We start from the raw sequence: 24925 nt of genomic DNA, 5'->3' as shown, positions 1-24925 counted from the left end.
TCATTACAATAAATAAAAGGAGAAAAGAGAATGAATATCGAAGAGCTTCTTGAAAGGCTTGACGCGGCAGATACCGATGAAGAAATCAGTGAGATCGGCAGGGAGATACTTGAAAAAGACCCTGACAGCCCTTACGGGAAACTGGCAGTCTGGGAAACTATGACTTATGACGACTGTATCGAAAATCTTGACATGCTCAGGGAGGCACTTTCCGGCATCAGGATGATAATATCCGAAAAAGAGACCCCTCCCGACCTCGAAGAAGACAGAGATGCGCAGGCATACTGCACCATTATGATGAACCTGGGATACTCGCTGCTCGCAGAGCAAAAGACCGAGGAGGCTCTGGAGATCGCAAGAGAGTTCGCAAACTTTGATGATGAGGGATTCTATCCGAGCAGGACACTTCTTTACCGCTGCCTGCTGGATCTCCAGATGTACAGGGAGATTTTCGAAACGCTTGAGAGCGATCCCCTTGAATCCGTCGTCGGGGAGCATGCCCGCGCTATCGCGCTTATTGAGACTGAAGCAGACCCTGCCGATATCCGCGATGCAGTGAACTACGCTATCTCGCTTGATCCGAATGTTCCCTTCTTCGTCCTGAACATATGGGAGTTCCCCGAGTCTGACGACGATATCGACGAAGAGATGGAAGATACCATAAATTACGCCACCTATGTGGCAGAGCCGTGGTGTTCCTCCGACAACAGGCTCGCCGCACTCAGCGCGCCGGCATTCCTCTTCGGCTATCTGACCGACAGGCTGACGGATGAGAAGGACATCAAGCTCCTGCGGGAAGGATACGACGGTGCCGGAGTTCTGAAAGAAGTGGAAGAGGCCAAGGCTAAGATCCGTGAAATGGAGCAGCAGAGATGCGACCCCGAGGAGATAGACGCCGTGGCGCTGGGCGAGACCGGTGCAATAGTGGAAAAGCTTCTTGACTGAGAGACAGATATATTTGCAGTAGGGGCGGCCTTTTCGGGCTGCCCCTTTTTTATATATATTTTACCCTTCTGCAGATGTTCCGTTGTCGATTATTACTCCCTGGTTGCTCTCTCCGTCCATGTAGGCTGAAAAGTTCCCCCTGTATATCCTTATTGCCGGATGTGGACCCTCTTCCCACTCGTTTTCGGTGAACCACTCCTGATCTATGAGATTGTTTGATTCTCCCTCAAAGACGGGCATGTAGAGGACACTGTCCACTGCAAGATCTGAGAAGAAGTGGGTCCCGTAAGAGAGTTCAGGCATAAATCCGAGCCTGGGTATGCCAAGTTCGACTATGCAGCAGCAGTTTGTAAGCTCGTTGTACTTTACCGGTACTCCAAGTTCGGGGTTGCTCGACCCTACCCTGCCGGGCGAGACAAAGATGAACTTCTGTCCTTTCATCTGTTCATTTATTTCGCCGATCCCCCGCGCGACCTTGAAAAAATCAGGATTTGAATAGTATTGCAAGTGGTCGATATATACGAGGCAGGGTATGTTGTGGAGCACTCCGGGCGTGACCATCCTGTCAGCCTTAAGAATTACCCTCTTTCCGCCAAGGTCGGGGATCCCTTCCTCCTCGCATGTCTGACACCAGCACGGACGCGACTGTATCAGGCAAAAACTGTCATCAAGAGGTTCATATGCAAACTCGATGTCTGCCGGCAGCCCCATCGAAGACTCCAGCAGAGGGAGTGTCTTTTTCATCCTTTCAAAAAAGTTTGGGTATTTTTTCGGGAAGTTGTCAAAGGTCAGGCAAACCTTTGATCCCAGATCGATCCTCTGAGTGGATTTCATCAGAGAAGAGAGGCATCCCCCGTCGGGATCATAGCAATATATCTGCGCATAGGCGTCAAAGTCGGGATGATATTCTATCAGCTGACGCCATTCTTTTTTGATGTCGAGCGTCGTCAGTTCATTGGGTCTTTCCCTGTCGATCACATGGAATCTTTCCTGGGAATGGATAGCGATCTTTTCCGGACTCTGTCCGTCCGGCCTCAGATACGCATTCGTCAGGGATATCGTCCTTGCATAACCTCTCTTCGTACTCATGGTCCCCAGTCCAAAGACAAGCCTGAGAACACCGTCCTTTTGTTTCACCCTTTTGTTCCATCGTCGGAAATTCTGAGAATAGCCTACTCCGGCTATCGTGGGGTAATAGTACCTTCCGTGCCATCTTCCGGACATCCTGATAACGATTATCCCCATGTCGTCATCGCCAAGTCCGTGTTTTTTCCTGTAGCTCGTCGCTTCAGGGAAGTATATCCTTGAATATATCTTCCTGATCTCTCTTTCAACTATTAGCACCCTCTCTTCCAGAGACGGTGAATCATTGCTCATGAATGTCGTCAGGTACTTTCCGGCAAACGAATGTTTGGCTGAATCCTCAAGCCTGCTGCTGCTCCTTATAACAACCGGGTCGTGCATCTCTGAGAGAAAATTCCTTACTGCTTCAGTCACTGTCGCAGGCAGCGGAGTCCGGAGGAAAACTTCTTCCAGCCTCTCCGGGTCATTCTGCGATATCAGAAGATCCAGAGACGGCACTGACTCAAGGAAACGGTGAAAAATGTCTATCCCGAAGTATATCGACTCCGGGACCTTGCTGTTGGATAGCTGCGGATCACCTGAATCACGAAGTTTTCTCAGCGCAAAAAGAAGGGAACGGCCCTTTCCTCCAATCGTCCCTTTGCCGAATATCATTGGCGCAAATTCCGGATCGTCGTGCGGGTCCCATGCGAAATACTCTTCCCTGGTCCTTTCCAGATCGGTCACTTGCCCTTCACCTCCGTATCGCCCTTGTCTATCACTACCCCAACCTCACTGTCACCGTCAAGCAGGACATCGAATGTCCCGCGGTAATGCCTCACGGCGGGATGGTGGGCTGATGTCCATTCTCTGCTCTCAAACCATCCCTTGTTGTAGACGTTGCCTTTCTCTCCGTCAAATACGGGAAGGTAGAGTATGTTGTCTCCATCCAGATCGAGGAAAAAGTGCGTCCCGTACGAAAGTTCCGGAGCCATGCCTTTGCTGGGTATGCCAAGTTCGACAAGACATCCTGAATTCGAAAGCTCACTGTACTGTACAGGCACTCCGAGAACGGGATTTGAGCTTCCCCATCGCCCCGGTCCCACAAGAAGGTATCTCTCCCCGTCCAATTTTGCGTTAATTTCTCCTATTGCCCTTGCCACATCATAAAAGTCCGGTGTCCTGCCATAAAGCTCAGGGTCCACATACACTATGTGCTTTATGTTCTCAAGCCTGCCGTTTGCGACCATCCGGTTCCCCCTTAGTATCGTATTTTCGGGGCTGACTTCAGGTATGACGACCTTGCCCTTGTCATCATAAACTGACAGCGGCCTGAGCTGAACAAGCGTAAATTCGTCTCCTGCGCTCTCATATGTAAACTCCATGTCGGATGGCAGCCGCAGTTCCTCCTCAAAAAGCCGAAGCAGCTTTTTAATCCTTTTGAACAGCTGAGGACATTTCTGCGGAAGCTCCGCGAATGTAAATACAGCCCTGGGAGCAACCATGTCTCTGGTGTCCGCCAGAAGCCAATGGAACATATTGCCGTCATACCACTGAAGGTATGACTGGGCCATCTTGTGTTCCTGCATGATCATCCTGATATAGTTCCCGGCATAAGCCGTCATGAAGGCGTTGTGTTCTATGTCAACGTAGTCGAACTGTTCCTGAGAGTGGGATACTATCTCGGCAGGCCTGTTGCCTTCGGGTCTCAGGTTCGGGTTTGTGAGGTAGAAGGTCCTGGCAAAGCTCCTGTCGACCGTTCTTGTGCCGAGGCCGAAGCATATCCTTGCCACTCCGTCTTCCTTCCTGATCCTTGGCGAAGGCCTTCTGAAGACCTGCGAGAAGGCAGTCCCTGCAAGCTCCGGATAATATTTACTATCCCTCATCTTCCCCGCTATGGGCTGGATGAGGACCCCCATCCGCTCGCCTCCCCAAAGTATGTTGTGCTTCCTTTTGTACTCCCTGGCAGCCGGGTTGTAGGTCGACGCGTACACCTCCTTGATCGCAGCCTCAAGGCCTCTTCTCCTTGAAGCTCTGTCACCGCTGTTGGAGACGAATTTTGTTGCATATTTGCCTGCAAAAGAAAGATTGACATCGTCTTCCAATATCGATGATGAACGGACAGACATCGGAGTATCTATTGTATCCAGGATCATCTCCAGATCCATATCCAGGCTTTCGGGCAGATGGGCATCCTGGCAGATCCTGTGCAGCTTCGGCGCATCGCTGTGTTCCCTGAGATCCAGCAGCCTGTCCCAAAGCCTGTTTTCTTCCATGAACTCCTCAAAGACGGATGTAGTAATAACGAAGGTGCATCTTGGCAAACATACTTCGTCGAGCATTCCGTTCGATTTAAGTATCTCATAGGCAAAACTGAGCCCTTTTGCCTTTCCCCCTACCCTTCCGCTGCCTATCAGCCAGCCGCGTTCCCTGTAGTAGGGTTCAGGGTCAAAACTTTTATAATACTCTCCATATTCCATACTTCCACCCCCGCTAAACGACAAAAACTAACTTTTTACTGCAAAAAAATTCGTTTTATGCAGCTCTGTCTGTTAAGATGATATACTGTTAAAGCTTCTATTACAACAATTTTAAAAATGGATGAAAATATGAAAAGAGAGAAAGGAAAAGAACTGCCGGCACCTTTCTCTCTGACATTTTTAAAACTTTTACAGCCGGCGGTCTCGGCAAAGACAGTTCACATCACGGTACTATCCAGACATCCCTGAAACCGTTGTCTTCGATGATCTGGTAAACATATCCTCTGTCCCTGTCCCACGCATATTTGCCATTTGACGCGATCGAGCCGTACCCATCAAGATACTGCATGTTTCTGGAATCGGCTGAACTCCTCGTTATGTAGCCCCTGTAGAGAGGCAGTACCGGAAGTTTGCCTCGTGTCCTCTTTATGCTCCAGTCGCCAGGAAGGCCCGTGGAGGAGACGACTTCGCTCAGTACCCTGTCCATGCCCTCTGGTATCTCTTCAATGAACATCACCTTACCCATGCCGGACTTGCCGAAAAGGTCAAGCAGATAGGCTGATCCCCATATCCCGTCGGGTATCCGGCTGAGGGAATCGACAGCGACGAAAAACGCATCCATGGCGATAAGCTGTCTCGGCTGTACGCTCTGCCGGGGGGCAAAGCCTGACACCTCCTGCCACCTTGATGGATCGCCGTCAGGAAACATCCTGCTGATCAGCGCCACAGCTGCAGCGGCTCTCCAGCGCGGTTCCCCGTTCCACAGTTTTTGCCACAATTCGGTCTCGGTGCCCCCGGGTGCGATATCAAGCATGTCGGCAACTATTGCTGCCCCTGTGTCTTTGATCTTCTCCTTCTTCTCCATTTCCGCCACAAAAGTGTCCCAGTCGGATGCTGCAAAGACGGGCACTGAATATAGGGTAAACGCCAAAACCAGGATCAATGCTGCTGTCCATTTTACTCTCATCTTCACAACACCCCTCAAAAAAATATGATTATAAATATTTTACTCTATTCAACCGGTCTCAATAAAGCTTGTCGCCTCTGACCGTTATCTCTCTCTCCCAGGTACCGGCACTCCAGGTCTTTTTGTTTATCCCTCCGGGCAGCACCTTCCACAAAGCGGCTTTTCCGTTGTCAGAACCTATTATGTCCAATATAAACACCTCTCCGGCAGTGAATGGGATATAAAATGCATCCGATGATCCGTAGATCCTGTCAAGCTTGTCAGAAGGTACATTTCCCTCTTCAACGAAACGCCAGAATTCACCCCTTTTTCTGCCGGTCGCCATAATCTTTTCGATGCCTTCTTCAGAAAGGATAACGACTCCGGATCCTCCGTACCCGTTCAAAAACCAGCTAAGAAAACGTGCCCTCTCGTCCAGTCCTCCGTTGACATAGGGTAGGGCCACTCTGCAGTAAAAGCCAAGGTAGGCTGTCGATTTTTTGCGTTCACTGCCCATTACCGCACCGATCTTTATTGCAGCCTCTTTTTCACTTCCTGCCGCAAGGAGCTCCTTCAGGGAATTTCTCAGCTGATCCTTCTTGACGCCTTCATGCGGATAGATCATGTTCAGGGATACTTCGAATATTTCAGGCATGAGAGAGTTTGCAGAGTACTCTTCACTCTGCGGCTGAGATGTTTCTGCATCCGCGGATGCAATGTTGGCCACAATATCCTCGGAAATGGTTTCCTCTGCCGCAGAAGCCCACAAAGCCTCTCTCCCCGTAAGGAGCAGTAAGAGGAGTGCGAAAAAGATATCCCATGCAATTTTATGTTTTAAACATCTTTTGCCGGCTTTTTTATGCGTATCTTCTGTTGCGAAAATATAAGGATGTTCAGCATGGATCTTAGACATCTATGTATCTTTTCTCTCCTTTGCCTGAATATCCTCCGTTCCTCGACGGCATCGATCCGTCAAAGGCCAGGATCAGGACCGGAAGTCCCAGAAGGACAGGAGTCAGTATCCCCCAGAGCCAGAAATTTTTACCAAGCCTCTCGGCTATTTTTCCCCAGAGATATACATTGGCTGCAAAGGCTACCAGTGCGGCACCTGAACTGAAGACCTCGGAAAAAAGGTAGAAGCTTACGAAGTTCATGGCAGCCGTAACTATCCCCGGTGCGATGATAGCCACCGTGAACCAGCGTGAGATCCTTGCGCAGTCGCAAAGGAGCATCACGTTATAAAAGGGGATCAGGAACTGCAGGAAAGAGCCGATCCTGAACTTCTCCCCGAGCCTGGAAAAGACATATGCAGCAAAAATATAGATCCCAAAGCACATCAGGACTAATACGATGACCGCCAAAGCTCCGAAAAGTATTGTGAACATTACTTTTTTGACCTCTCTTCCAGTTCTGAGATCACATTCCCAAGTTCTTTTATCTTCTCCCCGTAAAGCGCCCAGTCGCCCTGCCGCTGCGCTTCCTGGGCCGAATCGTATAATTCCTGCGCTAATTTTGCAAGGGAGGCGATATCATTTTCGCTGATTTTCTTTACAGAGGGCAGCTCTTTTTCCGCTTCTTCGCGCTTAGGTGCCGGAGCTCCGCCGGAAACGGCCGGACCACCCTTTTCAAAGACGTTCTTTCCCATCAGTTTTTGCAGTGCTCCCGCAAAAGTCTCGCTCCACTCCACCCTTCCCCCTGTTGAGACGATCACCCTCTTAAGTTCGGGAAGTTCGCCGTTCTCGGCTTTAAGATAGAGCGGCTGTACATAGAGCAGTGATTTTCCTATGGGTATTACAAGCAGATCACCGATAATAACATCCGACCCTCTCTGGCTCCATAGCGAAAGCTGTGAAGATATCTCAGGGTGCTGGTTTATCAGGGCCTCTATCTGAGCCGGACCGTAGATCAGTTTTTGTTTGGGGAACTCATATACCAGAAGCTCTCCGTAATTGTCGGGGTCGCACCTTCCGGCCATCCAGCCTATCAGATTGTCCCTTCCCAGGGGCATGTACGGGACAATGACAGCAAATTCAGGGTCCTTTTCGCCCCAAAGCTTCATCGTTACATAGTTTGGCTGGATCCTTCTCTCGCGTCCGACTGGAGTGACCTCCCACACGTCTTCCCTGTTGTAGTATGTGTTGGTATCAGTCATGTGGTATGTTCTGTAAACATCCGTCTGGACCTCGAAAAAGTCTTCCGGATACCTCATGTGCTTCCAAAGCTCTTCGGACATCGCGCCAGCAGGTTTGAAAATATGAGGGAATATTTTCTGCCAGGTCCGCGCTACTGGATCTTTTTCATCGACTATGTAGAATGACATTTTCCCGTCATAGGCGTCGACTGTCGCTTTGACGCTGTTCCTTATGTAATTGACCCCGTTGAAATGTCTCAGCGTCGGGTCAGCTGTCATTACAGGCTTCGAATAAGGATACCTGTGGGTCCATGTAAAAGCGTCCTGGACCCAGATTATGCGGCCGTTGAATATGACTGGATAAGTGTCTCCGTCAAAAAGGAGGAATGGAGCAACTTCACCCAGCGCCTCCCTGACATTCCGGTAGTAAAGCACCCTGCTCTCGGGCCTGAGCGCGCCTGTGAAAAGTATCTCGGTATCCCTGAACCTAAGCGTAAAAAGCAGCCTTCTCCAGAAAGAACCGATCTCCACGCCTCCATCTCCTTCGTAGGTACTTCTTACGTTGGAGTCGCCCATCGGATAGTCAAACTCTTTGACATCTGTATTTACCAGGACATAAAAGTCCTTCATGGATCCATAATAGATCTGCGGCCTGTCAAGTTTTATGTCAACGGTCGATCTGGGAGGCAGGTCCTTCATGAAAAAGTGCGGGAGCCCTCCGGGAGAGACTTCGTTGACGGGATTCATCACTACCCCGTATCCGTGGGTAAATTCAAGGTGCATGTTCACCCATGTCTGGTTCTGCAGTTTGGACAGGTCAAGCTCCCTTACGGACAGCATTACCTGCCTGTTCCCTCCGTTCAGCTTGTACCTGTCTATGTAGACATCATCAAAGTCATAATACGTCCTTATGGCCTGGAGCTGCTTGTATGTCCTCAGGAGCGGAGAGTAATCCCACAGCCTGATATTCCTCACGGTCTCCTGGTCGGCCTGCAGTTCTTCAGGAGTGACCTCATTTTCCGGCGTCAGTGGGATCGTCCTCACGCTGTTCAGTCCGAAAGCCCTCCTGGTATAGTCAAGATGGTAACCAAGGAATGGTTTTTCAAGTTCGTATTCGTTAGGCTTTACCCTGTACTGCTGGACAAGGCCAGGTACAAACGATCTGGCGACCCAACCCAGCAGCAGCAGGATCCCGATCAGCACAGCCGACATCTTCCACATTGGCCTGTAAAAATTCATAAGCAGGAGAGCAGCCGCCGCTGCAGCGGCAGCTGCCAGGATACTGTAGGACGGCAGGAGGATCTTTACGTCTGTATAGCCCGCTCCAAAAACCACTCCTGTCGGAGAAAAAAGTATCTCATACCTTGCAAGCCAGTATCCGGCTCCCCACACGATCAACAGGAGCGATCCGAGAAGGGACATATGGAGCCTTGCCCTCAGAGTGGCGGTCAATTTTGCTCCGTCAAGCGAAAGGGACCTCGTCATAAAATATGATGCGAAGGTGCCGATCAGAGCAACGGTCAGTACTCCCTGAAGCCATGACTGGAGATAATTTATGAATGGGAGTGTGAAAACATAAAAACCAATATCCTTGCCAAACAGCGGATCTGTTTCGCCGAATGGTGTGGGATCGATAAATTTGAGGAAAGTGCCCCACGACTCCATCGCGTTCAGCGCATTGACGACAGCAAAAAGTGCAGCAGCCGCTATTATGGCCCATTTAGAGGCGCGAAGCCCGACAACTTCCTCTGATCCGTCGCTGATAAGCCTCAGTCCGTTTTTCCATGCCGAACGCCAGTTGTACCAATAGATAAGAAATGCCGGTACAAGAGCAATAAAAAAGAGTTCCCACCTGGCCGTGAACCTCCTCCAGAAGACTGCCTCAAATCCGTAGGATTCAAACCAATAGAGGTCGGTCAAAAAAATTGCCAGTCCGGGCAGGATCACTGTGAAGAGGAGGAACAGACCACCCAGGCCAAGCCATAGCCTAGAGATTTTTGGCATCCTGATGTTCGGTATCTTAGGCCTGGCATCATCCCATCCGTTCTCATTGTCCCCTGAGCCGTCTGTCCATTCCTGACGAGTATGGCCATACATGCTTTCAAAAATTTTTTTGAGGTCCATGGTCACCAGCTCCCAGCTAATGTACAATCGTATCTAGTTATTGTTAACTAAAATCAGCTGCATGTCCAGCGTTCTCTTGCTTAAATAGCAGGACATCCTGTTAATGCAGCCTTGGTGTATTGATACTCTCAGATGAAATGCGGAGGGCGAGATAATGTTCTATGCATACAAGCTTCTTGGATCACTAATAGTGCCCCCGGGACTGCTGGTCATAATAACGGCCCTCTTTTCCTGCCTGCTCCTCAGGACAAAAAGCAAAAAAAAACTCTCCGGATCAATGCTTCTGTTTTCACTTTTGATCTGGTTCATGAGCACCTCTGTAGGCTCATACGCAATAACCGGAAGGCTGGAGAGGAAATACGAAAATTCTCTTCCTCTTACCGAAAGACCGACCGCCTTCCTTGTGCTTGCGGGCGGTTCAAACTACGACAGGGAGGGGCGGGAGAGCATGCCCGGAGTCTACTCCCTGGAGAGGATATATACTGCTGTGACCGCTGCAGACCCTAATAAGGATGTCCTTATCTTCTCCGGCGGGAACGTATATGGCTTCAACCGGAGGACCGAGGCGGAGATAATGGAAGAGTGTGCTTTAAAGATGGGCTGGAAGGGGAAGACTGTGACTGAAACTTCTTCAAGGACTACCGGAGAAAACATGGCCTATGCGGCAAAAATCCTTTCCGACAGCGACTTGCAGGATGTAGTCATCGTCACCAACGCGTTCCATATCCCCCGTTCAATGCTGAGGGCACATTCAGTCTTGAAGGGGAAAGATCTCTTTCCTCTCTCCGGAGGACTGGAAACTTACCCCGGATTCCGCGGCCTTCCCGATCTTTTCCCGGACGCACACCACTTCTGCCTCTCCTGCATGGGCATCAAGGAGTGGATAGGGATACTGGTATTCAGGATGCTGGGATAAGGCTTCAGTTTCTGTAGTTATCCCTGTACCATTGCGCCGTCACTGAAAGCGCTGGACCGATATCGGTAAAAGCAGGCCTGCCGATCGCTTCTGTCAGAAGGGTTATGTCGGCGCTGCTCATTTTTATGTCGCCGGCCCTCTCCGGAAGCCTCTCTTCCGTTACGAAGGACCCCATGATACCTGATATAAGTATCAGAAGTTCATTAACTGACATGCTCGTTCCTGTGGCCAGATTGAAGACTCTGCCCCTGTTCATGTGTGCCTTTTCACACATCTTTAGCAAAATCGAGGTCAGGTCCCTCACATACACGAAATCCCTGGTCTGATTCCCGTCACCGAAAATCACCGGTCTTCTCCCGGTCGAAAGCGCATGGCAGAACCTGGGAATGACGGATGCATAGGGTCCAAAGGGGTCCTGTCTGGGTCCGTAAACATTAAAAAACCTGAAGCCGACGGGATCCAAACCCCACACCTTTGCTGCACATGCCGCCTGTATTTCGTTTATCGCTTTGCTCGCTCCGTAGGGCGACATCGGGAGAGGGATCTCGTCTTCGTGCCTGAGCCCTTCGTCCCTGTTCCCGTAAACTGCTGCGGAGCTTGCATAGATCAGGGGAATATCCATATCCTTCATTGCAATGATAAGGTCACTGAATGCCGTTATGTTGTTGCGGTGACACTTTTCGGGCATTTCGACCGACAGCGGGACCGAGACCATGGCCGCGAAATGGAAAACGGCATCTCTGCCCTCAAGAAGACCTTTCAGTATATCTTTGTCAGAAACGTCCCCCTCCACAAAGGTCAGCCGGGGGTCACCCCGGAGATGTTCCAGGTTCTCTCGCTTTCCCGTCTCCAGGTTGTCAAGCACTGCGACTTCCCATCCGTCCGCGATCAGTTCGTCAGCCATGTGGGAGCCGATAAATCCCGCTCCGCCCGTTATCAAAGCAGATCTCGCCGGTTTCATGTAATTGCCCCCTCTGAAAAGATACTTATCCTGGAACGTAACAATTATAACAGCGCGAGCCCCGTCATTGACACTGACGGAGCTCGCTGAAAAAATCCCTGAAATGACGGCCCTATTTTTTTGCCTGTGCCGACTCGTACTCTTCGCTCAGAGGTGCCCATCCCCCTCCAAGGGCTTTGAACAGCCTGACGGTATTTGATGTTATCTGCCCGTCGCTGATGGCACGGGCCTCCGACAATATCAGAAGAGACCTTTGGGCATTGATGACATTGTTGAAATCCGTGAGACCGTTTCTGTATTTATCGTTTGCGACCTCAAGCGCTGTCTGCGCGGCATCTATTCCCTTCCTCAGGGCCTCGTTCCTTTTTCTCTCCTCCATTTCGGCTGTCAGGGCATTCCTTACCTCCGCGACCGCATTGAGGACCGTCTGCTCGTACGCCGCCAGGTACTGCTCCTGCCTTGCCGTCTGAACTTTGATATTGTTACGGATGGCCCCTCCGTGGAATATCGGCCACGTTATCTTCGGGCCGAATGAATATGCCTTGTTGGGACCCTCAAAAAGGCTGCCTGTGTCGAGCGCCTCAGTCCCGATGGATCCCAGAAGGTAGAACTTAGGCCACAGATCCGCTTTCGCAGATTTTTTACGCGCGATCTGGGCAGCAAGCTGACGCTCCGCAGCAAATATGTCTGGCCTCTGGCGGATGCTGTTTACCGGTATCCCTATCATCATCACCGGGTCGGATTTAGGGATAGGCCTTGCCTTGTCAAGCATTTCGCCAAGGCTTCCCGGTACTCTTCCGGTAAGCACGGCCAGGTTGTTTTTTGTTTCCTCGATGCTCTTCTTTATAGGTGGTATTTCAGCCCTGGTCTGCTCAAGAGTATATTTCGACTGGTTGAGTGCAAGATGGTCACTGAGTCCTGCGTCTACCCTGGATTGAAGCATTTCCAGCGTCTCTTCCTGGAGGACAAGGTTACTCTCGGCTATCTGCAGCCTTTCCTGAAGAGTACACAGAGTAAGGTAGTTGAGCGCCACCTCGGCAGACAACGACACCCAGGCTGAGTGAAGCGAGGCATACTGAGCTTCCAGGGAAGCAGCTCCGGCCTTTATGCTCTCCCTTTTACCCCCGAAAATGTCTATCTCCCATGAGGCGTCGATACCCAGGCGGTAGATGCCGATCCCTTTTCCCGCACCGCCTGTTTCCACTGGAGTCCTTGTGTTGTACCAGTAATCAGTATTGTCGAGCCATGGAAGGAGCGCGGCTTTGTTTATTCCAAGCGCGGCCCTTGCCTCAGTTACCTTTTCGCGTGCCGAGGCCAGGTCCCTGTTGCTCTGCATCGCCCACTCGACCAGCTGCGTCAGCAGTTCATCGTTGAATGACTCCCACCACTCAGACAGCATTTTGGGGTCAGGCCTGACCATCTGGTCCTGGGAGACCGCGGGGACCGGATACCTTTGAGCCATCTCTATCCATTTGCCATGAGCAAGATCCTGGTCGGCCGTATCCCGGGTGTTCTGTGCCGAAGCCGTTCCTGAAATAAGAAGGATCGCCATTATTATCGCGATTGTTATCTTTTTCATTGTCATAGACTCCCCTGTTCCTTGCCCCATACGGACTTTATGCGGCCTTTTATGTTTTCCCTCAGAGTCTGAAAGATCACATAAAGGGCGGGTATAAGGAATATTCCCAGCACAGTCGCTGTAGTCATCCCGTAGCATATCGTGGTACCTACTGCCTTTCTGCTGCCCGCGCCTGCTCCGCTTGCAAAAAGCATGGGAAGGACCCCGACGACGCAGGTGAAGGCTGTCATAAGGACCGCGCGCAAACGTTCACGCGCTGCCTCAGCCGCGGCATCGATTATCGAAAGGCCCTTATCCTCACGCTGCTCCTTTGCGAACTCAACGATAAGTATCGCATTCTTTCCCGCCAGTCCTATGAGAAGCAGTATGCCGAGCTGTACGTATATGGAGACAGAGAGTCCCATGACATAGACTCCGGCAAGCGCCCCCAGGACCGCGACAGGCAGTGAAAGTATTACCGGTACGGGAACAGTCCAGCTCTCATACTGCGCTACAAGGAAAAGATATGCAAAGATCATCGCGATCGTGATGATGATGGCTATCTGCCCCTTGGCCTTCTGTTCCTGATAAGTCATTCCCGACCATTCGTATCCGTAGCCTGCCGGGAGGTCTTTGGCCAGTTCCCTGAGCTTGATTATTCCCTGGCCTGTAGAAAATCCCTGTTTCATCACCACTGTCACGGCTGCACTCGGATAGAGGTTGTACCTTGATATGGAACGGGGCGCAACTGTGTTCTTGACCGACACCAGGCTTTGGAGTGGGACCGGTTCGCCCGCGGTGCTGTTCACGTGTATGCTTCCCACGTTGCCTATGCTGTTTCTGAAGTTCCAGTCCGACTGCACCATTACCTTGTTAACCTGGGTACCGATGTTGATGTCGTTTATGTATGCCGATCCGAAATATGTCTGCAGAGTTGCAAATATATTACCTACGGGTACATTCAGCATCTCTGCCTTTTCTCTGTCGATGTCCAGGAACAGATGAGGCGTGTTTGACGTGTAAGTGCTGTACGCATAGAGAACTTCCGGGATCTGGTTTACCTTCCCTACGAAATCCCTTAGGACCATCGCCATCCTCTCCGGGTCATTCTCCATGCGTGACTGAAGACGCATATCGATGCCTCCGCTAACTCCAAGACCCTGTATTGCCGGGGGGGTGAACACGTTTATCTGAGCCTCGGGAACTGACGCTCCTATCGCTACGATCCTGCCGACGATGTTCTGAAGGCTTTTCTCTTTCCTCTTTCTATCCTCCCAGTGTTCAAGCGGAACTATTATGGAACCCATATTTTCGCTTGATCCGCCTATTATGCTGTAACCTTTTATTCCCATTGCAAATTTTACTCCGGGTATATCCTTTATCTGGGGGATGAGTTTGTCCATTACAGCCTGTGTCCTTCCCAGGCTTGCCCCTTCAGGCAGCTGGATGGCCGCGAATGCCGCGCCCTGATCCTCTGTAGGCAGAAATTCCGTGGGCAGATACTTGGCTGACAATGCCGCCGCAATGATCACTGCGGCAAGGGCTGCAACGGTGACCGCCTTTCTCCTCGCAAGCCAGACAGAACCGGATACGTATTTCGTGGTCGACACGCCGAGCACGTCGTTAAACCACTTGAGCGGACCGCTTTTTTTAGGATGCACCTTTTTGAGAAAATGGGCGCACATCGCCGGGCTGAGCGTAAGCGCCACTATGAGGGAAAAGACTACCGAGAATGATATGGTCACTGCAAACTGCCTGTATATCTGCCCCGTTATGCCTCCCATGAAACCTACCGGAACGAATATGGCCAGGAAGACCAGCGTTGTCGCCGCCATAGGACCGGTTACGTCCCTCATCGCCTGCAATGTTGCCGTTTCCGTGTCACAGTGGTCTCTGTCCATTATAAAAAGGACCCGTTCGACAACAATGATCGCGTCGTCGACAACTGTTCCGATGACAAGGACAAGGCCGAAGAGCGAAAGGATATTGATGCTGTAGCCCAACATTGCCAGGCCGGTAAACGTTGCCAGAAGAGAAACGGGGATCGCCGCGACAGGGACAAGAGTGACCCTGAGGTCCTGAAGGAAGATGTAGCAGACAAAAACGACAAGTGAGAATGTCATAAACAGCGTCATTATGATCTCTTTGATCGTTGAAGTCACGTATTCTGTGGAGTCGTAGCCCAGAACGAATTCAGTGTCATTCGGCAGCTGCGGCTTAAGCTCCTCGATCGTTTTCTTGGCTCCCGCCATTACATCAAGTGCATTGGAGCCAGAGGACTGGGTCAGAAGCATCATTGCAGCCGGACTGCCGTTGAATGTCGCGTCAAATGCGTATGTCTCGGAACCCAGTTCGATCCTGGAGACGTCCTTAAGCTTTACCAGTCCGCCCTCAGCTGTGGTACGCAGGATTATGTTCTCAAACTCACTTACTGAGTTGAGGCGCCCCCTGGCAGTCAATGAATAGACAAGAGGCTGATCAGTCTTTGCGGGCGCAGTCCCGATCGAACCGATCGAAGCCTGTCTGTTCTGGCTCTTTATGGCGGAGGAAACATCGTTGATGCTGATCCCCATCGAGGCTATACGCTCGGGATCGAGCCAGATGCGTATGCTGTATTTGGATCCGAATACTCTGCAGTCTCCCATCCCCGGAACACGCTTAAAAACGTTTTTTACATTATTTTCAGCGTAGTCCATGAGGAATGCCCCGTCCTTGGTTCCGTTGGGCGAGATAATTCCTACAAATCCCAGTGTGTCTGAGAATCTTGACTCAACAGTTATACCCTGTGCCGTGACCTCGCTCGGCAGCATAGGCGTTGCCTGCTGGACACGGTTCTGCACTTTGACAAGGGCCATGTCGGGGTCGGTACCCATCTCAAAAGTTATCGCCAGTTCGTAATTACCGCTGTTGTCTGATGTCGAGCTCATGTAGATCATCCCGTCGACACCGTTCATCTGCTCTTCAAGCGGAGCGGCGACAGTGTTCGCAAGGGTGGCGGCATCTGCTCCCCGGTATGAGGTGCTGACGCTTATCTGCGGAGGTGTGACATCAGGATACTGTGCGACCGGCAGTCTGAAGGCGCTTATCGATCCGGCCAGAGCCAGTACTATGGCTATGACCATTGCAAATCTGGGTCGTTTGATGAAAAATTTCGAAAACATCTTAGTTTCCTTCTTTTTTATCCGAAGAAGCTGTCTCCGAAGCCAGGGCCTCTTCCTCCGACATTCCGGCTATCTCAGCGGCTGTCTTGGTCTCAGTCCCAATTTTTGCAGGAGCCACAGGGGTCTCGGGACGGACGTTCTGGAGTCCGATGCGGATCACCCTGTCATTCTGCTTCAGCCCCTTAGTGACCTTGCGCATCGTCCCGACCTCTTCTCCGAGTTCTATCCTTGTCTGGTGTGCAATGTTCTTTTCATCGACCGTGTAGACATAGCTTCCCTGAGAGTCTGCAAGAATGGATTCCTGCGGGATGATCATGCTGGGATCGTTCTCAATCGGTCTTGTCCCGATCCGCACCATAGAGCCGGGGATAAGTATCCCTTCCGGATTAGGAAAGCGTATCACCATTTCAATGGTCCCGGTCCTGTCGTCCACTTTGTTGCTTTCAAAATCCCTTTCACCCTGTATGTCGAGCTCTCTTCCGTTGGACAACACAAGGGTGGTACGGTAGACAGGCCCGTTTTTCCTGAATAGTTCCAGCTGATCCAGGTAGTCTTTGTCAGGAAGGGCAAATGAAACACGTACGGGATCGGTTTGTATTATCGTTGCAAGTGCTCCCGAAGCGGGTGTCACGTAGTTGCCCTTAGTGTAGGCCGCTGCGCCTGTCCGGCCTGTGATAGGAGACAAGATCCGGGTATGGGCAAGATCTATTTCAGCAAGCTTCAAAGCTGCCTTTGCCTGCGAAACACCCGCCTTTGCCTGGAGGAATGCGCTCTCTGCAGCATCTATGTCGCTGGCTGAAATGCTCCGTTTGTCCGCTGACTTTACGCGGGCAAGATATTTTTCTGACTTGGTCAGAGACGCCTGGGCCTGTTCAAGCTCCGCTCTTCTCAGGTCGACGGTAGCCTGATAGTTGCTGCTGTCTATTGTAAAAAGGATCTGCCCCGCTTTTACGAAAGAACCTTCTTTGAAGTTCACCTTCATGATCTCCCCCGAGACCTGTGGCCTTAGGGAAACGCTCTGTATGGCTTCGACCCTGCCAATGAAACTGCGGCTCGATGAGAGAGTCTTTTCGCTCACATTGTACAGTACTACGGCAGGGGCCTGCGGCTGCATGTTTGCCCGCTTCGCCGAAGCGTCAGGGCTGAAGTGGCTTTTGAGCGCGAATCCGATCAGGACCGCAATTGCCAGGACTGCCGCTGTTTTGATCAGCCCGCCTCTGTGTTTAGGGTTGTTGATCCGAATCTTTCCATCTTCACCAAGTGATGTCATATATGCGCACCTGCTCTTTCTTAATAAAAATGTTCAGTCTTCTTTTGCTGTCAGGTCTTTCCTGAAAGCGTCACAGATATAATCAGCGTACTTTGAGAGGTCTTCGGCAACTATCTCATTCAGCGCCAGTATGAAGAGGCCGTAAAATACCGACGTTATCGCTCCGGCGACATCCTCTGTCAGTATGTCCTGCCTGATGATATCTTCCTCCCGTGACTTCAGAAGGATCTCGTTCACCATCTTTTTTTCCCTTTTTATCTGGTCTTTAAGGATGTTGAATATATTCGACTGCACTTCTTCGGGCCATTCGAACCTCCTCAGCATCAGCGCATGGATCTTCATAAACCTGTCGTTTTTGTCCGGTGGAACAAGTCTTCTCTTGTAATGATCTCTGAGGTCGGCCAATGTTTTCGGTTCGCCGTATTTTTCCGAAAACTGCCTCTCCGCATCAAGGCATATCTCTGCCACCAGCTTCAGAAAAATATCGTTTTTGTTTTTAAAGTGCCAGTAGAGAGCTCCCTTAGTCATGCCGACCCTCTCCGCTATCTCGCTCAGAGTCACATCGGCAAAGCTCTTCTCTGAGAAGACATCAAGGGCCGACTCAAGGAGCCTGCTTCTGGTCAATTGGGAATCTTCCTTGGTCTTTCTAGGCAACACATCACATCCTTATAAAAAATTGCATAGCGAATTATACATACTCTAGGGTATGTAAGTCAATAGCAGAAAAGGGTCGATCTTACCCGGGCCGGAAAGAAATTGAAAAGAAAAAGTCAGGAGTTGTCTTTCTTAGCGCTCTTTCTGCCTGAAAAGATGAGATCCGCCGAATACATGGCAAGGGCAGCCCATATAAACATAAAGGTAAAGACCCTGTTTATATGGATATCTTCCTTGAATATCAGCAATCCGACCGCAAAGCTCAGCGTGGGGGTGGCGTACTGCACAAAGCCTACGGTCGTCAGCGGAACGCGTGACGCCCCGTAAGCGAACATGAGCAGGGGTATTGAAGTCATTATCCCTGAGCCTGCCAGCATAAGGTTCGTCATGCTGTCATATGGGAAAGACGAAGCACCCTCTTTTTGCAGAAAAATAAGCCAGGCCATCGCAAATGGGGTCACTGTCAGAGTCTCTGTGAAGAGAGCTATTTCAGGGCTCACTCTGACTGTCTTTTTAAGGACGCCGTAAAGGCCGAAAGAGAGAGCGAGGCCAAGGGAGACGAGAGGCAGTGAGCCTGCCGCGGCAAGCTCGATGGATACGCCGAGGACAGCCAGTGCCAGTGCCAGAGTCTGTATCCTGTTAAGTTTTTCTTTAAAGAAAATCATCCCCAAAAACATGCTCAGAAGCGGGTTGATAAAGTATCCAAGGCTTGTCTCAAGGACCCTTCCGTCATTGACTGCCCATATATATAGGCCCCAGTTGAAAGAGATGAGGAAGCCTCCTACAGCCAGCCAGAACAGATCTCTTTTCCCAGATCTGAGCATTTTTTTAAAGATTTGCCAGTTTTTATTGAACGCGATAAGAACGGAAGTAAAAACAACTGACCATACCACGCGGTGTCCAAGTATCTCAAACGAAGAGACAGCTTCGATGGCCTTCCAGTATATTGGCATTGCCCCCCAGATGATGTAGGCTGAAAAAAGGGCGATTATTCCTTTGGAGTTCTGGTCCACATTATCCGCATCCTCCGTCTTTCATAGAACCGAAAAGCCTTCCGACTGACCAATTGTACACTATATCCCATATTTGTGATAAACTTAGCCATTATTCATCTAGTGCTTTCCGGAGATGAAAGGAAGTATACGATATGTCTGAAGATTCAGGACTCTCTGCTCTGGGAGCAAGGCTTCTGGCCGATGCAGAGAACATTTCAGAGGAAATGCAGGACTGGAGAAGGGATTTCCACCAGTTCCCCGAACTTGCTTTCGAAGAAAATATTACCGCCTCCAAAATCACCAAAGTCCTTGAGTCGATCGAGGGCATGGAGGTCGTCTCCGGTTTTGCCATACCCACCGCAGTCATCGGAATACTGGGCAATGACCTTCCCGGACCTGCCATACTGCTGCGCTCCTGCATGGATGCGATAGCCGTTGAAGAAGAGACGGGACTTCCCTTCTCCTCATGCATGCCCGGACTCATGCACGGATGCGGCCACGACGCTCATATGGCTTCCCTGCTCGGCGCTGCAAAGGTACTGTCTCTCCACAGGGACAAACTTAAGAAAAAAGTGGTCCTGCTCTTTCAGCCTGCCGGTGAAGGAAGGGGCGGAGCGAGGACCCTTGTAGAAAACAGGTTTCTTGAGACTTTCGACATAGGAAGCGCTGCTTCGCTGCATTGGTGGTCAGAGCTTCCGTACGGAGAGCTTTTCCTCCGCAGGGGAGTCCTTACAGCCCTCTCAGACAAGATACACATCGACATCAGAGGCACTGCCGGCCACGCTGCCGAACCCCACATGACAGTTGATCCCGTAACTATTTCATCGCACATCGTGATAGCGATACAGACTATGCTTACCAGAGAGATCGACCCTAGAGAACCCGTGGTAGTATCTTTCGGACACGTCGAGGCAGGTTTCGCTTATAATGTGATACCGGAGCAGGTCAACGTATGGGGGACTCTCAGGGCTTTCAGCCCGAAAACGAGGGACTTCGTGCAGGGAAGGATAGAAAACATGGCTCCTGCGATCGCGAAAGCCTTCAGGGGGCTGGCTTCGGTCGAATACACGAGAAACTACGGTCAGGTGGACAACGACTCTGAAATGGTAGACAAGATCCTTGCCGCGGGCATTCCGTTCTTCGGCGAGGATGGTATTAAGATGCTTGAACGGCCGCTGCTCTCAGGGGAAGATTTTTCCTTCTTCAGTTCCTGTGTACCCTCTGTCTTTATGCTGATGGGGACTGGATTGGAGTACGGCCTGCATCATCCGAGATATGACGTCCCGGAGAGTATGCTGCCTTTCTCGGCGGCATGGGAAGCATACATGGGATTGACGCTTTAATAGAGTGGAGGGGAAGCATTGGCTCCCAGACTTGAAGATATCATAATATCAAACCTTGAATCACTTAAGGCAGAACCTTTTATCTGGTGGCAGAAGACATGGTGGTCCGGCGGCGCATTCCTGGAACTGATCGAAGAGTGCGAAAAAGGTTTTCGGGCAAGCGGTTTCAAGGCAGGACAGAGAATGGCTTTCCTTCTTCCGAACAGTCCTATTCTTCTCGCATCCGTAATTGCCATATGGAAGCTTGGCGGCACCGTGGTGCCGATAGATCCGAGAAGCGGCTACGTTTCGCTTATAAAACAGCTGAAACACGCTGATGTGTTTGCTTCCATTACTTACAGGGGGTCTTCCGGCATAGTGCCTCTGATCTCAGAGGAAGGGATACCATGTGTGGTCACTGCTTTGGATGCGCCTGTCGAGAGCATCGCCGGCAGAACGTCCGAAGAAGAATCCTCTGACACTGCAGTCATTTTTTACACATCCGGCACCACCGGCGAACCCAAGGCAGTACCTTTGTCGCATTCCAACCTCTATGCAAGCATAAATGCGTGTGTCGATCACATTGGCAAACTGACCGACGATGACGTCTTCCTCAACGCCCTTCCCAATTTCAACGCATTCGGTTTCGTCTGCGGTTCTCTTATTCCCCTTGTAAAAGGGACCTGTCAGGTTGTCCTTCCGACGTTCATGCCTCCAGAAGCGGCAATGGACGCCATGAGGAATGCCGCTGTGACAATAGTGCCGGCAGTCCCTACCATAATTTCCCTCCTCCTGGGAGCCGCCGCCAGGGGCATAACCCCGCCCAGAACACTCAGATACATACTGTCGGGGGGTGACAGGCTGCCGCTGGATTTCGACAAGAGGGCGCAGGAAGCTCTGGGAGTGCCGGTAATAGAGGGCTACGGACTTACCGAAGCCGCATCAGTTGTATCTATAGCCCCGGGAATAGAAAACAGGAGAGCAGGGAGTGTAGGGACGCTTCTGTCCTGTGTGGAGGCCCAGATAAGGAACGATGAAGGCGAAGCCCTGTCGGCCAGTTCGGAGGGACACCTCTGGATCAGGGGGGACAATGTTGCAAAATGCTACTACCGCAATCCGGAACTTACCTCCCAGAGGTTCGTCGACGGATGGTTCGATACCTGCGACATCGCGAGATTCGACGATGAGGGATACCTCTATCTCGTAGGACGGAGGACAGAGGTCATCTTTGTAGGGGGATTCAAGGTGTACGCACAGGAAGTGGAAAAAGTCCTCCTTGAGCATCCCGCGGTCGCAGAAGCTGCAGTCATAGGGGTCCCGCGGTCTATAAGCGGAGAGATCGTAAAGGCCTTTGTCGTTCTGAAAAAGGATGATAAGGCAACTTCAAAGGACCTGACCGAACACTGCAAGAAGAAACTCTCCTATTACAAGGTACCTAGGATCATCGATTTCCTTTCAGAAATGCCCCGATCGAGCATCGGTGAGATCCTCAAAAGAAAGCTTGAGAAGGAATAGGACCCGATGTTTGGCCTTCAGACAAGGACTATCAGGGATCTCAGCAGGAACGAAAAAAAACAGGTGGAATCGCTGCTTGGGATAAACGGACTGACATTTGAAGGCTCGCCTGACTGTACTGCAGTCGTCGAAAATACTGACGAAAAGATAATTGCCACGGCAAGCATTCAGGGCAAGGTGATAAAGATGGTCGCTGCCGACCCGGAATGGCAGGAGGCAGGGCTTTCCGGAATGGTCATTTCGGATCTGCTGAGATACGCCAGAGAAAACGGGATCTTCCACCTTTTCGTCTACACGAAGCGTGACATGGCAGACAAGTTTGCCTCCCTGGGATTCAGCGAACTGGCAAGGACAGATACCATAGTCCTTATGGAGTCCGGGCATCCATCATCAGATGATTACCGTCTGATGCTCAGGAAAAACAGGACCTTCGCAGGCTGTAAAAATATCGGCGCTTCCGTCATGAACTGCAACCCCTTCACGCTCGGGCACAGATATCTTATTGAGAAGGCGGCCGGAGAATGTGACGGTCTCTATGTGATCATAGTCCAGGAAGACGTCTCGCTCTTCCCCTTCAGTGACCGGCTGCAGCTTGTGGAAGAGGGCACGAGAGACCTCAGGAACGTCAAGGTCATTCCAAGCGGAGACTACGCCGTCTCAAGGGCCACCTTCCCGACTTATTTCCTGAAGGATAAGGGGCTGGCATCTGTTGCAGAGAGACAGGCAGAACTTGACGCAACGCTCTTTGCGAATCTTTTCGTGCCAGAGCTCCTGATAAAAAAACGTTTTGTCGGGACAGAACCCTTCTGTCCAACTACCGCAAAGTACAATGAGATGATGAAAAAGGTGCTTCCTCCCCGGGGAGTTGAAGTTGTGGAGATAATTCGGCTGAACGACATTTCGGGAACAGCTGTCTCGGCCTCAAGGGCAAGAAGGGCAATCGTTGAAAACGACATTGAAGCACTAAAAAAAATGCTCCCTTCTGTCACAATGGACTACCTATCTTCCGAAAAAGGCAGGACCGTCGCCGAAAAACTGATCCATGAACATAATGAAAACTGACACAGGAGAGGCCCTTTCCGGAATCCTTTCCGGAAGGGAAGAGAGGGCCAAAGCGAGGGACCATCACCTCTCTGAAGGCGTATTTGCCTGCCAGATCACCCTCAACATCCCGGGATACCCCAAAAGGATCAAAAATGACTGTCGGGCTATAGAAAAGTTTGCTCTCCTCTTTTCCCTCAGATGGGGATCTGATCCCTTTCGCACGGATATGATCTCAAATGAAGCCGGCCTGTGCTGGATCGGATTTTTCCGCGGGTGGGGATCTGACACGCAAAGGGCAAAAAAAGTGGCTGTAGATCTGGAGGAATGCTCTCCCGAAGGGCGTATCCTCGACATCGACATAATAGTGTGCGGAAAATCGATCTCAAGGTCAGACCTGGGTCTTCCCGCCCGAAGCTGCATACTGTGCGGCAGGACGGCAAAGGAATGTGCAAGGGAGATGAGCCACGCTTACAGTGACCTTAGGGCCGCAGTTAAAAAACTTATCAAAAACATCTGATATCTCCGTAATTTCCTGTCGCAAAAAATCGATCCTGCGTGTAAATTCAATTAGGTGTGCGTAAAGTTAGCATTTCCCTGCTTCCATAGATAACGGATGCCGGGGGCTTAACGCCGGGACATGCCTTGCAGAGATGAAATTTAATCGGCCGGCACCCTTTTATCAACATAAATGTCCCAATATAAACTATACTTTATGCAATAGATGAATATCTGCCGGGGAGGAAAATATATTGGACCGTCCGGACTGGGACAGCTACTTTTTGATGATAGCCAAGGCAGTCGCAAGCAGGAGCACCTGTCTGCGAAGAAAGGTGGGAGCTGTGCTCGTCAGGGACCGCCAGATCCTCAGCACAGGCTACAATGGTGCGCCAAAGGGAATAATCCATTGTGAGGAGGCGGGGTGCCTTCGGGAGAAGCTCGGGATACCATCAGCCGAGAGACACGAGATCTGCCGGGGGTCGCATGCCGAGATAAACGCCATAGCACAGGCCGCCTACGCGGGAGTCTCAACAGCCCGATGCTGGCTTTACTGTACGCACGAACCCTGTGTATACTGCACCAAAGCCCTTATCAACTGCGGTTGTACCCGTATAGTATATCTGAACCCATACCCGGACAAAATTTCCCGGGAGATAATATCCCAATCCGGAGTCGAAACGCTTTGTATACCCGAAGAGAGTATCACTGAAAACAATTTTTCAACAGGAGGAAGCTTATAGATGTTCACACGAGAAGAATCACTTGAATTCCTTAAGGAACACAACAGGGAAGATATGCATATCCGCCATGCATACGCTGTTGAAGCGGCAATGAGGTGGTTTGCCCGGGAAAACGGGGAGGACGAGGACTACTGGGGCCTTGTCGGTCTCATGCACGACATCGACTGGGAAGAATTTCCCAGCACAGAGACTCATCCGATGAAGGGCGGGGAAATGCTCCGGGAAAAAGGCTATCCTGAAGATTTCGTACACACGGTGCTTGCCCACGGATGGGAGTACTCCGGGATAAGACCTGAGACCCTCTGCGAAAAATTCCTTTACACCATAGATGAACTTACCGGATTCATAACGGCAGTAGCCCTTGTCCGCCCAAGCAGATCGCTCCAGGACCTGGAGACAAAATCAGTCAGGAAAAAGTGGAAGGACAAGGCATTCGCAAGGGGCGTCAACAGGGAGGTCATCGAAAAGGGATCGGAGCTGCTGGACATCCCTATCGAAACGCTCATAGAACAGACAATACTGGCCCTGAGGCCTGTAGAAAAAGAGATAGGACTTGGTTCCTGAACTGTTGGAAGAATCAAAAATAACGGAGGGAGGATACGA

Annotated in this window: 20 protein-coding genes; 8 read left to right on the top strand and 12 right to left on the bottom strand. The window is 50.9% G+C overall.

Going from position 1 to position 24925, the window contains the following annotated elements:
• Positions 1-30 precede the first annotated feature (30 nt).
• Positions 31-945 carry a hypothetical protein gene (locus OLM33_04090; protein ID MCW1712854.1) on the top strand — a complete coding sequence of 305 codons (915 nt, stop codon included), beginning with the start codon at positions 31-33 and terminating at the stop codon, positions 943-945.
• A 60-nt stretch (positions 946-1005) separates the two neighbouring features.
• On the opposite strand, the gene OLM33_04085 is transcribed toward OLM33_04090, so the two are convergent.
• From OLM33_04085 to OLM33_04060, 6 genes are all read right to left on the bottom strand, one after another.
• A complete protein-coding gene (locus OLM33_04085; GenBank protein ID MCW1712853.1) occupies positions 1006-2754 on the bottom strand; it encodes a PEP/pyruvate-binding domain-containing protein in 1749 nt (582 codons plus the stop codon).
• Positions 2751-4487: a PEP/pyruvate-binding domain-containing protein gene (locus OLM33_04080; protein MCW1712852.1), complete on the bottom strand. Its 1737-nt coding sequence runs from the start codon at positions 4485-4487 to the stop codon at positions 2751-2753. The genes OLM33_04085 and OLM33_04080 overlap by 4 nt, the downstream gene beginning before the upstream one ends.
• Positions 4488-4710: 223 nt before the next feature.
• Positions 4711-5454 carry a hypothetical protein gene (locus OLM33_04075; GenBank protein ID MCW1712851.1) on the bottom strand — a complete coding sequence of 248 codons (744 nt, stop codon included), beginning with the start codon at positions 5452-5454 and terminating at the stop codon, positions 4711-4713.
• A 58-nt stretch (positions 5455-5512) separates the two neighbouring features.
• The gene (locus OLM33_04070) at positions 5513-6346 is read right to left on the bottom strand and encodes a hypothetical protein (protein ID MCW1712850.1); all 834 of its coding nucleotides are present in this window, start codon (positions 6344-6346) and stop codon (positions 5513-5515) included.
• Positions 6339-6818 (bottom strand): hypothetical protein, encoded by a 480-nt coding sequence (locus OLM33_04065; protein MCW1712849.1) that lies wholly within the window; start codon positions 6816-6818, stop codon positions 6339-6341. Before OLM33_04065 ends, OLM33_04070 begins: the two co-directional genes overlap by 8 nt.
• On the bottom strand, positions 6818-9688 hold the full coding sequence (locus tag OLM33_04060; protein ID MCW1712848.1) for a UPF0182 family protein: 2871 nt from the start codon (positions 9686-9688) through the stop codon (positions 6818-6820). The genes OLM33_04065 and OLM33_04060 overlap by 1 nt, the downstream gene beginning before the upstream one ends.
• A gap of 154 nt (positions 9689-9842) precedes the next feature.
• Between OLM33_04060 and OLM33_04055 the strand changes: the two genes are divergently transcribed.
• Entirely contained in the window at positions 9843-10604 is a 762-nt protein-coding gene (locus OLM33_04055; GenBank protein MCW1712847.1) for a YdcF family protein, read from the top strand.
• A gap of 4 nt (positions 10605-10608) precedes the next feature.
• Here the strand turns inward: OLM33_04055 and OLM33_04050 are convergent, their stop codons facing one another.
• The 6 genes from OLM33_04050 to rarD all read right to left on the bottom strand — a co-directional run bounded on the left by OLM33_04050 (position 10609) and on the right by rarD (position 19221).
• Positions 10609-11565 (bottom strand): SDR family NAD(P)-dependent oxidoreductase, encoded by a 957-nt coding sequence (locus OLM33_04050; GenBank protein ID MCW1712846.1) that lies wholly within the window; start codon positions 11563-11565, stop codon positions 10609-10611.
• Between the two features lie 112 nt (positions 11566-11677).
• A complete protein-coding gene (locus tag OLM33_04045; protein MCW1712845.1) occupies positions 11678-13144 on the bottom strand; it encodes an efflux transporter outer membrane subunit in 1467 nt (488 codons plus the stop codon).
• 2 nt (positions 13145-13146) lie between these two features.
• The gene (locus OLM33_04040; GenBank protein MCW1712844.1) at positions 13147-16284 is read right to left on the bottom strand and encodes an efflux RND transporter permease subunit; all 3138 of its coding nucleotides are present in this window, start codon (positions 16282-16284) and stop codon (positions 13147-13149) included.
• Between the two features lies 1 nt (position 16285).
• Positions 16286-17554 (bottom strand): efflux RND transporter periplasmic adaptor subunit, encoded by a 1269-nt coding sequence (locus OLM33_04035; protein MCW1712843.1) that lies wholly within the window; start codon positions 17552-17554, stop codon positions 16286-16288.
• Positions 17555-17587: 33 nt separating this feature from the next.
• Positions 17588-18208: a TetR/AcrR family transcriptional regulator gene (locus OLM33_04030; protein MCW1712842.1), complete on the bottom strand. Its 621-nt coding sequence runs from the start codon at positions 18206-18208 to the stop codon at positions 17588-17590.
• A 116-nt stretch (positions 18209-18324) separates the two neighbouring features.
• Positions 18325-19221 carry an EamA family transporter RarD gene (gene rarD / locus OLM33_04025; GenBank protein ID MCW1712841.1) on the bottom strand — a complete coding sequence of 299 codons (897 nt, stop codon included), beginning with the start codon at positions 19219-19221 and terminating at the stop codon, positions 18325-18327.
• Positions 19222-19355: 134 nt separating this feature from the next.
• Between rarD and OLM33_04020 the strand changes: the two genes are divergently transcribed.
• The 6 genes from OLM33_04020 to OLM33_03995 all read left to right on the top strand — a co-directional run bounded on the left by OLM33_04020 (position 19356) and on the right by OLM33_03995 (position 24886).
• Entirely contained in the window at positions 19356-20546 is a 1191-nt protein-coding gene (locus OLM33_04020) for a M20 family metallopeptidase (protein MCW1712840.1), read from the top strand.
• Positions 20547-20564: 18 nt separating this feature from the next.
• Positions 20565-22040 (top strand): AMP-binding protein, encoded by a 1476-nt coding sequence (locus OLM33_04015; GenBank protein MCW1712839.1) that lies wholly within the window; start codon positions 20565-20567, stop codon positions 22038-22040.
• 6 nt (positions 22041-22046) lie between these two features.
• Positions 22047-23102, top strand: coding sequence for a [citrate (pro-3S)-lyase] ligase (citC, locus tag OLM33_04010; protein ID MCW1712838.1), 1056 nt, complete (start codon positions 22047-22049; stop codon positions 23100-23102).
• Positions 23083-23601 carry a citrate lyase holo-[acyl-carrier protein] synthase gene (locus OLM33_04005; protein ID MCW1712837.1) on the top strand — a complete coding sequence of 173 codons (519 nt, stop codon included), beginning with the start codon at positions 23083-23085 and terminating at the stop codon, positions 23599-23601. The genes citC and OLM33_04005 overlap by 20 nt, the downstream gene beginning before the upstream one ends.
• A 232-nt stretch (positions 23602-23833) precedes the next feature.
• A complete protein-coding gene (locus OLM33_04000; protein ID MCW1712836.1) occupies positions 23834-24322 on the top strand; it encodes a cytidine/deoxycytidylate deaminase family protein in 489 nt (162 codons plus the stop codon).
• Positions 24323-24886: an HD domain-containing protein gene (locus tag OLM33_03995; protein MCW1712835.1), complete on the top strand. Its 564-nt coding sequence runs from the start codon at positions 24323-24325 to the stop codon at positions 24884-24886.
• Positions 24887-24925 lie beyond the last annotated feature (39 nt).

The sequence above is a fragment of the Synergistaceae bacterium DZ-S4 genome (assembly GCA_025943965.1).
Taxonomy (GTDB): domain Bacteria; phylum Synergistota; class Synergistia; order Synergistales; family Synergistaceae; genus Caenicola; species Caenicola nitritireducens.
Note: the sequence above shows the minus strand (reverse complement) of the source record. Positions and strands in the feature narration are given on the sequence as shown.